Here is an 11,782-nt window from a genome sequence, read left to right on the forward strand (position 1 = left end):
GTGTTCTTTTGGCAATTAACGCACAAGAAATCAGCGCTTTAATTAAGCAACAAATTGAAAATTTCAAACCCAATTTTGATGTATCTGAAACAGGTGTTGTAACCTATATCGGGGACGGAATTGCGCGTGCTCACGGCCTTGAAAATGCCATGAGTGGAGAGCTGTTGATTTTTGAAAACGGCTCTTATGGGATGGCGCAAAACTTGGAGTCTACAGACGTTGGGATTATCATTCTTGGAGACTTTACAGATATTCGTGAAGGTGATACCATTCGCCGTACAGGTAAAATCATGGAAGTACCTGTGGGGGACAGCCTAATCGGACGTGTTGTCGACCCACTTGGTCGTCCAGTTGATGGTCTTGGTGACATCCATACTGACAAAACTCGTCCAGTAGAAGCGCCAGCTCCTGGTGTTATGCAACGTAAGTCTGTATCAGAACCATTACAAACAGGTTTGAAAGCTATTGACGCCCTTGTACCGATTGGTCGTGGTCAACGTGAGTTGATTATCGGTGACCGTCAGACAGGGAAAACAACCATTGCGATTGATACGATCCTGAACCAAAAAGGTCAAGATATGATCTGTATCTACGTAGCGATTGGACAAAAAGAATCAACTGTCCGTACACAAGTAGAAACACTTCGCCAGTATGGTGCCTTGGACTATACAATCGTTGTGACAGCCTCTGCTTCACAACCATCTCCATTGCTCTTCCTAGCTCCTTATGCCGGAGTTGCTATGGCGGAAGAATTTATGTACCAAGGCAAGCATGTTTTGATTGTTTACGATGATCTTTCAAAACAAGCGGTCGCTTATCGTGAACTTTCCCTCTTGCTTCGTCGTCCACCAGGTCGTGAAGCCTTCCCAGGGGATGTTTTCTACCTTCACAGCCGTTTGCTTGAGCGCTCAGCTAAAGTTTCTGATGAACTTGGTGGTGGATCTATTACAGCCCTACCATTTATCGAGACACAAGCGGGAGATATCTCTGCCTATATCGCAACCAACGTGATTTCTATCACTGACGGACAAATCTTCCTTGGTGATGGTCTCTTCAATGCGGGTATTCGTCCAGCCATCGATGCGGGTTCATCTGTATCCCGTGTAGGTGGTTCTGCACAAATCAAAGCCATGAAGAAAGTAGCTGGTACACTTCGTATCGACCTTGCTTCATACCGTGAGTTGGAAGCCTTCACTAAGTTTGGTTCTGACTTGGATGCAGCAACACAGGCTAAGTTAAACCGTGGACGTCGTACTGTGGAAGTATTGAAACAACCTGTTCATAAACCACTACCTGTTGAGAAACAAGTAACCATTCTCTATGCTTTGACACATGGTTTCTTGGATACGATTCCAGTAGATGACATTGTTCGTTTTGAGGAAGAGTTCCATACTTTCTTTGATGCTCATTATCCAGAGATTTTGGGAACCATTCGTGAAACAAAAGACTTGCCAGATGAAGCAGTCTTGGATGCTGCGATTACAGAGTTTCTCAATCAATCCAGCTTCCAATAAGAATAGAGGTGTCAGATGGCAGTATCTCTAAATGATATTAAAACAAAAATCGCCTCAACCAAAAATACGAGTCAAATCACTAATGCCATGCAAATGGTATCGGCTGCCAAGTTAGGTCGCTCTGAAGAAGCAGCGCGCAACTTTCAAGTTTACGCTCAGAAGGTCCGTAAGCTTTTGACGGATATTCTGCATGGTAACGGATCTGGTGGTTCAACCAATCCGATGCTCATCAGTCGCCCAGTTAAGAAAACAGGCTATATCGTTATCACTTCAGACCGTGGCTTGGTTGGAGGTTATAATGCTTCCATCCTTAAAGCCGTTATGGAGTTGAAAGAAGAATACCATCCAGATGGTAAAGATTTTGAGATAATCTGTATCGGTGGTATGGGAGCTGATTTCTTTAAGGCTCGAGGTATTCAGCCAATCTATGAACTACGTGGCTTGGCAGATCAGCCTAGTTTTGATGAAGTTCGTAAAATTATTTCAAAAACGATTGAGATGTACCAAAACGAACTTTTTGATGAATTATACGTCTGCTACAACCATCATGTCAATACTCTCACAAGTCAAATGCGTGTGGAACAAATGCTTCCGATTGTTGACTTGGATCCAAATGAAGCGGATGAAGAGTATAGCTTGACATTTGAGTTGGAAACGAGCCGTGATGAGATTCTAGAGCAATTGTTGCCACAGTATGCTGAAAGTATGATTTACGGGGCTATTATCGATGCCAAGACAGCTGAAAATGCTGCAGGTATGACAGCCATGCAAACGGCGACCGATAATGCCAAAAAGGTCATCAATGATTTGACAATCCAGTATAACCGTGCTAGACAGGCGGCGATTACACAAGAAATTACAGAAATCGTAGCGGGGGCTAGTGCCTTAGAATAAGGCTTTGCCTCCCTCGTATTAAAATGAACTTATACTCAATGAAAATCAAAGAGCAAACTAGGAAGCTAGCCGCAGGCTGTACTTGAGTACGGCAAGGCGACGCTGACGTGGTTTGAATTTGATTTTCGAAGAGTATTAGGACCTAGTTGAACTAGGAACCGACAGTATCTTATATAGAATAGGAGAAGGAGATGAGTTCAGGTAAAATTGCTCAGGTTATCGGACCCGTTGTAGACGTCTTGTTTGCAGCAGGGGAAACACTTCCTGAGATTAATAATGCACTTGTCGTCTACAAAAATGACGAAAGAAAAACAAAAATCGTCCTTGAAGTAGCCTTAGAGTTGGGTGATGGTATGGTCCGTACGATCGCCATGGAATCAACAGATGGTTTGACTCGTGGAATGGAAGTTTTGGACACAGGCCGTCCAATCTCCGTTCCAGTAGGTAAAGAAACTTTGGGACGTGTCTTCAACGTTTTGGGAGATACCATTGACTTGGATGCTCCTTTCGCTGAGGACGCTGAGCGTCAGCCAATTCATAAGAAAGCTCCAACTTTTGATGAATTGTCTACCTCATCTGAAATTTTGGAAACAGGGATTAAGGTTATCGACCTTCTTGCCCCATACCTTAAAGGCGGGAAAGTTGGACTTTTCGGTGGTGCCGGAGTTGGTAAAACTGTCTTGATCCAAGAATTGATTCACAACATTGCCCAAGAACATGGTGGTATTTCAGTATTTACCGGTGTTGGAGAACGTACTCGTGAAGGGAATGACCTTTACTGGGAAATGAAAGAATCAGGCGTTATAGAGAAAACAGCAATGGTATTTGGTCAGATGAATGAACCACCAGGAGCACGTATGCGTGTTGCCCTTACTGGTTTGACAATCGCCGAATACTTCCGTGATGTAGAAGGCCAAGATGTGCTTCTCTTTATCGACAATATCTTCCGTTTCACTCAAGCTGGTTCAGAAGTATCTGCCCTTTTGGGTCGTATGCCTTCAGCCGTTGGTTACCAACCAACACTTGCTACGGAAATGGGTCAATTGCAAGAGCGTATCACATCAACTAAGAAGGGTTCTGTAACCTCTATCCAGGCTATCTATGTGCCAGCGGATGACTATACTGACCCTGCGCCAGCCACAGCTTTTGCTCACTTGGATTCAACTACAAACTTGGAACGTAAGTTGGTACAGTTGGGTATCTACCCAGCCGTTGATCCGTTGGCTTCAAGCTCTCGTGCCTTGGCACCTGAGATTGTTGGTGAGGAGCACTACGCAGTAGCTGCTGAGGTTAAACGTGTCCTTCAACGTTACCATGAATTGCAAGATATCATTGCTATCCTTGGTATGGATGAACTTTCTGATGAAGAAAAGACCTTGGTTGCACGTGCCCGTCGTATCCAGTTCTTCTTGTCTCAAAACTTTAACGTTGCAGAACAATTTACTGGTCAACCTGGTTCTTATGTGCCAGTAGCGGAAACAGTTCGTGGCTTTAAGGAAATCCTTGAAGGAAAACATGACCAGTTACCAGAAGATGCCTTCCGTGGTGTCGGTTCAATCGAAGACGTCATTGCTAAGGCAGAGAAAATGGGATTTTAAGAGGTGATCTATGGCTCATTTAACTGTCCAGATCGTGACACCAGATGGCCTCGTCTATGATCACCATGCCAGCTTTGTATCGGTACGAACTCTGGATGGTGAGATGGGGATCTTGCCACGACATGAAAATATGATTGCGGTTTTAGCGGTTGATGAAGTGAAGGTAAAACGTATCGATGATGATACTCATGTGAACTGGATTGCAGTGAACGGAGGAATTATCGAGATTGCCAATGACATCATTACTATTGTAGCAGACTCAGCAGAACGTGCTCGTGATATCGATATCAGTCGTGCTGAACGTGCAAAACTTCGCGCTGAACGAGAAATCGAAGAAGCCCATGACAAGCATTTGATTGACCAAGAGCGTCGTGCAAAAATCGCATTGCAACGTGCTATCAACCGTATCAATGTCGGAAATAGACTATAAAAAAATGAACTTGAAACTCAAGTTCATTTTTTTTAATGTGGGAAGTTGATGCAGACTGCTTCAGGGACATGAAAGTCGTTAGAAAGTTCTGCAAGACGACCACTTTTAGGATTGCGTTTAAAGACGGTTGCGTTATCAGAATCTTGATGAACAGCAATGAGAAACTCTTGATCAGGAGTTAGGTCGAAATCACGTGGATTTTTACCATGACTTGGTACAATCTCTAATAATTCCAAGCTACCATCAGCGAGGATTGTATAGACTGCAATGGAATCATGACCTCGGTTAGATGCATAGAGGTATTTGCCATCTTTTGAAAGACGAATGGCAGCAGTAGCATTGAAGCCTTCGTATCCATCTGGTAAGGTTGAAATGACTTGCATGCGTTCAAATTCACCGACCCCATCATAAATCAAGACCTCGATAGTGCTATTAAGTTCGCAGATGAGATAGGCAATCTTATAGTGGTGGTGGAAAACGATGTGGCGAGCACCTGCTCCAGCTTGGCCGTGATAAGTGTGGAGCTTACTTAGTTTTCCTTCTGGACTAACATCGTAGGTCGTTACTTCATCTGTACCTAGATCACAGGTGACGAGATACTGGTCAGGTGTTAGATCTGTAAAGTGTACATGTGGAGAAGTTTGGTTTTCATGAGGGCCTTGTCCTCTATGCTGATCTAGATCCGTTTGGATGAGGCTACCATCCGTTTGGCGCTTATAAACTAGAACTTGGCCTTTGTGGTAGTTAGCTCCGTATACGAGACCACGTTTTTCATCCACTGCCACATAGCAATGGGGAGCGCCTTCTTCAACCACATGATTTAGCAAAGCGCCATCTGTCTTGTATGCAGCGATTCCACCTAAGCCATCCTGGCTTCCTACGGTGTATATGTGTTGCTGTTGGTCAAAGGCAAGGTAGGTCGGACTTGGTTCAGCAGCAAAGAGTTCAAGATCTGCAAGCTGGCCTGTTTCTGTATCAAAATCTGCCTTGTAAATCCCTTTAGATAAGCGACGAGTGTAAGTTCCAAAATAAACAGTTTCTTTCATGTCCATACCTCTTAATAATGATAAGTTCATTATACCACAAAATGGCAGTCATGAAGCATCAGATTCATCCATGTAAGCACTTTAAAAAAGAGTTATTTTAGTCTAAAAATGGTATAATGAGAGAATGACAGAAAGGATGTATTTATGGAACATAAAGAGAAACATTTTAGCCTATCTTGGTTTTTTAAGTGGTTTTTAGATAATAAAGCCATCACTGTATTTTTAGTAACCTTGTTACTGGGGCTAAACATTTTTATTCTAAGTAAGATTAGTTTTATCTTTTTACCGGTATTGGACTTTTTAGGGGTTGTCATGTTGCCAGTTATTTTATCTGGTTTACTTTATTACCTCCTCAATCCGATTGTGGACTGGATGGAGAAGCACAAGATCAATCGTGTTCTTGCCATTAGTATTGTTTTTGTCATTATCGGACTCTTTATCATTTGGGGATTGGCAGTCGCAATTCCTAATCTGCAACGTCAAGTCTTAAATTTTGCGAAGAATGTGCCGACATACCTGGAAGATGCTGATAAGGTGATCAATGACCTTGTAACCAAACGCTTGCCAGATGATTTTAGACCACAGTTGGAGCAGGTTCTTTCCAATGTTTCTAGTGAGGCGACCATGTGGGCCAGCAAAATCTCTTCTCAAGCTGTTAACTGGGTTAGCGCCTTTATCAGTAGCGTTTCCCAGGTCATTGTTGCGGTTATTATCGTACCCTTCATGCTCTTTTATCTTTTGAGAGATGGGAAAGGTCTACGAGACTATTTGACTAAGTTTATCCCAAACAAGTTAAAAGAACCTGTCGGACAAGTTTTGTCAGATGTTAATAAACAGTTGTCAAACTATGTTAGAGGGCAGGTTACAGTTGCTATTATCGTGGCAATTATGTTTATTATCTTCTTTAAGATTATTGGTCTCAGATATGCTGTGACTCTGGGGATCACGGCTGGTATCCTCAATCTAGTACCTTACCTGGGTAGTTTTCTTGCCATGTTGCCTGCTTTGGTTTTGGGCTTGATAGCAGGACCTGTGATGCTTTTGAAAGTGATTATTGTCTTTATTGTTGAACAAACGATTGAAGGTCGCTTCGTTTCTCCGCTTATTTTAGGTAGTCAGCTAAACATCCATCCAATCAATGTCCTATTTGTTCTCCTAACTTCAGGTTCTATGTTTGGTATTTGGGGAGTCTTGCTGGGAATTCCTGTCTATGCTTCTGCCAAGGTCGTTATCTCAGCTATCTTTAACTGGTATAAAAAAGTCAGCGGTTTGTATGAAGAAGAAGGGGAGGAAATCAAGAGTGAACAATAGTCAACACATGCTCCAGGCTTTGGATGAACAGGATTTAATCAAAGCGGATCAGTATTTTCACAAAGCCCTCGAAACAGATTCAAGTGAAGTTCTTTACGAACTAGCAAGCTATCTAGAGGGAATTGGCTTTTATCCTCAAGCAAAAGAAATTTACCAAAAAATCGTTACAGAATTTCCAGAAGTGAATCTGAATTTAGCAAGTATTGCTAGTGAGGATGGCAATGTTGAGGAAGCCTTTGCTTACCTTGAGGAAATCACACCCGAAAGTGACTGGTACGTGTCGGCTTTGGCCTTGAAGGCTGACCTCTATCAGTTGGAAGGATTGACAGATGTAGCGCGTGAAAAGTTACTGGAAGCCCTAAACTACTCAGACGATCCCTTATTAGTTTTTGGTTTGGCTGAGTTGGATAGTGAGTTAGGAAATTATCAGGAAGCTATTCAGGGTTATGCTCAATTAGACAATCGCTCCATCTATGAGCAAACGGGTGTCTCAACCTATCAACGAATTGGCTACGCTTATGCCCAGTTAGGCAAGTTTGAAGCTGCAACTGAATTCTTAGAAAAAGCTTTAGAATTAGAATACGATGACCAAACTGCCTTTGAACTGGCTAGTCTTTACTTTGACCAAGAAGAGTATCAAAAATCTGTTCTTTACTTTAAGCAGATTGATACCATTTCACCTGACTTTGAAGGATATGAATATGGTTATAGTCAAGCTTTGCATAAGGAACATCAGGTGGAAGAGGCCCTTCGTATCGCTAAACAAGGTTTGGAGAAAAATCCATTTGAAACTCGGCTCTTACTGGCTGCTTCTCAGTTTTCGTATGAATTGCATGATCCTAGTAGTGCAGAGCAATTTCTCCTTACTGCCAAAGAAGATGCAGAGGATACAGAAGAAATTTTCCTTCGCCTTGCAACCATTTATATGGAACAAGAGCGGTACGAAGATATCATTGCTCTCCAAAGTCAAGAACCTGAAAACCTCCTGACCAAGTGGATGATTGCCCGTTCTTATCAGGAAATTGAGGATTTAGATAAGGCCTATGAGCTCTATCAGGAACTATCGCTTGATCTCAAGGATAATCCTGAATTTCTGGAGCAGTATACTTATCTCCTACGTGAATTGGGGTATTTTGAAGAAGCCAAAGTGCAAGCTGAAGCTTATTTAAAACTCGTTCCAGATGATGTTCAGATGCAAGAACTATTAGAGACACTTTAAGGATTTCTATTTTTTGTAAAATTTTATTAACAGAAACGAATGACTTTAAATGAATGATTTGAAAGACCTCAGAGGTCTTTTCTTTTTTACTAATATAATATAAATGTTAGAATTTCTTATAGCCAATTTAGATGAAGTTTTGAACGATGAAAGCCTGCTACACCCTATAAAATAAGAGTTTAAAGGTATGATTTGAACATCGAACTACTATGAAATACTTGACAAATTTATATAAGAATATATAATAATAAATAAGGGAATCTATCCCCAAAAATAAAGGAGGCAAATGTTGTGAAAAAGATTAATAAAAAACTTTCTCATGCATTCATGGCGCTATTGTTAGTAGCTTCAGTATTTATCCCAGTACTAAGAACTAGCAATGTGGTTAAAGCTGCTGAACTACCATCTAGTAGCTATACGCTAACGACAGTACCGACAATTAACAATAATAAGTTAGTTGACGGTGCAGAGTATGGTGAAGGGAAATTTTACCTTCAAACCACCTACAAATTCGACAACTCAACAACGTTGAAGAATGGTGACTTTATGGTTTATAAAGTTCCAAATGAATTCAAAATTGAAACAGATTCAACTACTGAAATCTTTGGTAACGATGGAGTCACTAAAGTTGCTGAGTTAACGACAAATAAGTCTGTAAATACAGCGACTGTAACGGTAACTAACGAAGATTATTTTGCTAACTTACCTGAAGAGAAACAAATTTCGGCCTTATTTACTGTTGTATGGGCTGATAATGTTGAACTCAATAAATCATATCCAATCGACATTCCTGGAGCAGGAGTATACAATTTGACTCGTATTGTTCCAGATGAGGATCCAACAGGATTTACTAAATGGGGAGTTCAAGATACGAACGATCCAAATTATATTAATTGGTATATTCGCGTAAACAAATATGCTAATCCTTATGAAGGCGTTTCGATTCAAGATACAATCCCTGAAGGGCAAGTATTAGCTAGTGAGATTACAGGTTACTACTTTACTGAATGGGGTAAGGATGAACATCATCCTCTTTTGAATCCAAGTCACATTGTTGTTCAAGATTCTAATCGCTTCACTATTACTCCAAATGGTAATGGTGATCTAATCAACCAAGGTTTGTATGTAGTTTATAAGACTCGTATCACAGCTCCAGTTGATAATACAACAAAGAAAGCTTTCAATAACGTTAAAATTACGACTTCGACTGAAAACTTTGATGTAGAAGGTTTTGCACCATTAACCACAACTGAAGGTATTAGTTCAGGTTCACGTTCTACAGAAGTTTCATTTGAGGTTTCTAAGCAGTTAAAAGGAAAAGACTTAGCTGCTGAAGAATTTAGCTTCCAACTACTTGATCCAAACGGATCAGTTGTGGAAACTGTTAAGAATGATAAAGATGGCAAAGTGAAATTTAAAGCCGTTAAATTCTCTACAGTGGGTACTTATAAGTATCAGATCAAAGAAGTTAATGATCAAAAACCAGGTTTTGCTTACGATGATAAGACTATTAACGCAGAAGTTACTGTAACAGATGTTTATGGTGAGAAGTTTGCAAGTGTTAAATATGACAATAAAGTTTTTGTAAATTCGTATTCTGCTAAATCTGCAACAACTTCAATTACTGCTAAAAAAGTCCTAAATGGTAAAACTCTTGAGGCAGATAAATATGAATTTGAATTGAAAGAAGGCGACAAACTTGTAGCTACAGCTAAGAATGCTGCAGACGGAACAGTTGCTTTCCCAGCGATTGAATACACTGCTGCAGGAATTCACACATACACGATCACTGAAAAAGCTGGTAATGAAACTGGTGTAACTTATGATAAAAATGCTTATACAGTAACAGTAAAAGTTGTAGACAATGGTCAAGGTCAACTTGTAGCAACAGTTACAGGTAATAATCCAACCATCATAAATACTTATGTTGCTGAGACTCCGGGTTCTTCAGATAACAAACCTAAACAACCAGAAGAAAATAAAGAACTACCAAATACTGGTACATCTGAAATGACTATCTTGCTTACTGTTGTAGGAGTAGTACTTGCATTTGGTTCCATTCTCTTATTCCGTTTCAAAAAAGTTAAATAATCTAGTTGAAAAATTTTGATGCCCTTGCTATGGCATCATCAAAGAGCCACTTGTATGGATAGTAGAAATGATACTATTCTTATAAAGTGGTTCTTTTTTATATCTCTAGAGGTATGAAGTGAATGAGAGTAAATAGAGTTCTATATCATTGAAATCTTTATAGATATTTGATAAAAATATTTTGATTATTGTTCTCTCAGAATTAGAAGTTAAACCTATATTCTCGTCTAGAATCCTTATAATTCTTCGAATTCTGTAAGATGATATTTCGCTCTGATTTCTTAGATAAAGGTGTATAGTTCAATAATTATAGAATTTTTTTACAAAAACCCTTGCTAAATTGTTTATTTATGCTATAATAGGAACAATAATTTTTAGGAGGTGCAGTATGTCTTATATGTTTGAGATATTACCAAGTTTATTGAACGGTGCAAGTATGACTCTTCAAGTCTTTGCTCTGGTCTTGATCTTTTCAATTCCTTTAGGTATTGTCGTTGCCTTTGCTTTACAAGTCCGCTGGAAACCCCTCCATTATCTGATTGACCTTTATATTTGGGTGATGCGAGGGACTCCCTTGCTCTTGCAATTAATCTTTATTTACTATGTTCTTCCTAGCATTGGGATACGTTTAGATCGTTTGCCTGCTGCTGTGATCGCTTTTGTATTGAACTATGCAGCCTACTTTGCTGAAATCTTTCGTGGTGGGATTGAAACCATTCCCAAAGGGCAGTATGAAGCTGCTAAGGTCTTGAAGTTTAGTCCTTTTGACACAGTGCGATATATCATTCTTCCTCAAGTTACAAAGATTGTCTTACCGAGCGTCTTTAATGAAATCATGAGTTTGGTCAAGGATACTTCTTTGGTTTATGCCCTTGGGATCTCAGATTTGATTTTAGCTAGTCGGACAGCAGCCAATCGAGATGCTAGTCTTGTTCCTATGTTTTTAGCTGGAGCGATTTATTTGATTATGATTGGTCTTGTAACCATTGTAGCGAAAAAACTTGAGAAGAAGTACAGTTATTACAGATAGGAGGATTGCTATGTTAGAATTACGAAACATTAACAAGGCCTTTGGTGGCAAACAAATCTTAACCAATTTCAGCCTATCAATTCCTGAAAAGCAAATCCTTGCAATCGTAGGTCCATCAGGAGGCGGAAAGACAACCCTATTACGTATGCTAGCTGGACTGGAAACCATCGATTCGGGGGAAATCTACTATAACGGCGAATCGCTAGCTATAGACGAACTAGAAAAGCGCAATCTTCTGGGATTTGTTTTCCAAGATTTTCAACTCTTTCCGCATTTGTCAGTTCTAGATAACTTAACCTTGTCGCCTATAAAAACAATGAGCATGGAGAAGGAAGTTGCTGAGAAGAAGGCGCGTGGTTTGTTAGAACAACTTGGGTTAGCTGGACATGCAGATGCCTTTCCATTCTCACTTTCAGGTGGGCAAAAACAACGGGTGGCCTTAGCACGTGCTATGATGATTAACCCAGAAATTATTGGATATGATGAGCCTACATCAGCCTTAGACCCAGAATTGCGATTAGAAGTAGAAAAACTTATCCTTCAAAATAAAGAGCGTGGGATGACTCAGATTGTTGTGACCCACGATCTTCAGTTTGCGGAAAACATTGCTGATCAGATCCTTAAGGTTGATCCAAAGTAGGACTAGGAG

Annotated in this window: 10 protein-coding genes; 9 read left to right on the plus strand and 1 reads right to left on the minus strand. The window is 40.3% G+C overall.

The genetic code is table 11. From position 1 onward, the window contains the following. Positions 1 to 8 precede the first annotated feature (8 nt). The 4 genes from atpA (at position 9) to GMD3S_RS0201190 (ending at position 4,436) form a co-directional block, all read left to right on the plus strand. Positions 9 to 1,514 (plus strand): F0F1 ATP synthase subunit alpha, encoded by a 1,506-nt coding sequence (atpA, locus tag GMD3S_RS0201175; RefSeq protein ID WP_000996618.1) that lies wholly within the window; start codon positions 9 to 11, stop codon positions 1,512 to 1,514. Between the two features lie 15 nt (positions 1,515 to 1,529). Continuing rightward, positions 1,530 to 2,408 (plus strand): F0F1 ATP synthase subunit gamma, encoded by an 879-nt coding sequence (locus GMD3S_RS0201180; protein ID WP_000301228.1) that lies wholly within the window; start codon positions 1,530 to 1,532, stop codon positions 2,406 to 2,408. A gap of 191 nt (positions 2,409 to 2,599) precedes the next feature. Further along, complete coding sequence (gene atpD, locus GMD3S_RS0201185; RefSeq protein ID WP_000094372.1) at positions 2,600 to 4,006, plus strand: F0F1 ATP synthase subunit beta; 1,407 nt, start codon at positions 2,600 to 2,602, stop codon at positions 4,004 to 4,006. Positions 4,007 to 4,016: 10 nt separating this feature from the next. Next, positions 4,017 to 4,436: a F0F1 ATP synthase subunit epsilon gene (locus tag GMD3S_RS0201190; protein ID WP_000940836.1), complete on the plus strand. Its 420-nt coding sequence runs from the start codon at positions 4,017 to 4,019 to the stop codon at positions 4,434 to 4,436. 32 nt (positions 4,437 to 4,468) lie between these two features. Here the strand turns inward: GMD3S_RS0201190 and GMD3S_RS0201195 are convergent, their stop codons facing one another. After that, complete coding sequence (locus GMD3S_RS0201195) at positions 4,469 to 5,482, minus strand: lactonase family protein (protein WP_000665595.1); 1,014 nt, start codon at positions 5,480 to 5,482, stop codon at positions 4,469 to 4,471. Between the two features lie 144 nt (positions 5,483 to 5,626). Here GMD3S_RS0201195 and GMD3S_RS0201200 point away from each other — a divergent pair, with 144 nt between their 5' ends. The 5 genes from GMD3S_RS0201200 to GMD3S_RS0201220 all read left to right on the plus strand — a co-directional run bounded on the left by GMD3S_RS0201200 (position 5,627) and on the right by GMD3S_RS0201220 (position 11,773). Continuing rightward, a complete protein-coding gene (locus GMD3S_RS0201200) occupies positions 5,627 to 6,793 on the plus strand; it encodes an AI-2E family transporter (protein ID WP_000400294.1) in 1,167 nt (388 codons plus the stop codon). Beyond that, entirely contained in the window at positions 6,783 to 8,012 is a 1,230-nt protein-coding gene (locus GMD3S_RS0201205; RefSeq protein ID WP_001065926.1) for a tetratricopeptide repeat protein, read from the plus strand. Before GMD3S_RS0201200 ends, GMD3S_RS0201205 begins: the two co-directional genes overlap by 11 nt. 291 nt (positions 8,013 to 8,303) lie before the next feature. Further along, complete coding sequence (locus tag GMD3S_RS0201210; RefSeq protein ID WP_000723553.1) at positions 8,304 to 10,103, plus strand: Spy0128 family protein; 1,800 nt, start codon at positions 8,304 to 8,306, stop codon at positions 10,101 to 10,103. 388 nt (positions 10,104 to 10,491) lie between these two features. After that, entirely contained in the window at positions 10,492 to 11,133 is a 642-nt protein-coding gene (locus tag GMD3S_RS0201215; protein WP_000121156.1) for an amino acid ABC transporter permease, read from the plus strand. A 10-nt stretch (positions 11,134 to 11,143) separates the two neighbouring features. Continuing rightward, a complete protein-coding gene (locus GMD3S_RS0201220; protein ID WP_000891744.1) occupies positions 11,144 to 11,773 on the plus strand; it encodes an amino acid ABC transporter ATP-binding protein in 630 nt (209 codons plus the stop codon). The last annotated feature ends 9 nt before the right edge of the window (positions 11,774 to 11,782 follow it).

It is taken from the genome of Streptococcus sp. GMD3S, assembly GCF_000298695.2.
In the GTDB taxonomy this organism is placed as follows: Bacteria; Bacillota; Bacilli; order Lactobacillales; family Streptococcaceae; genus Streptococcus.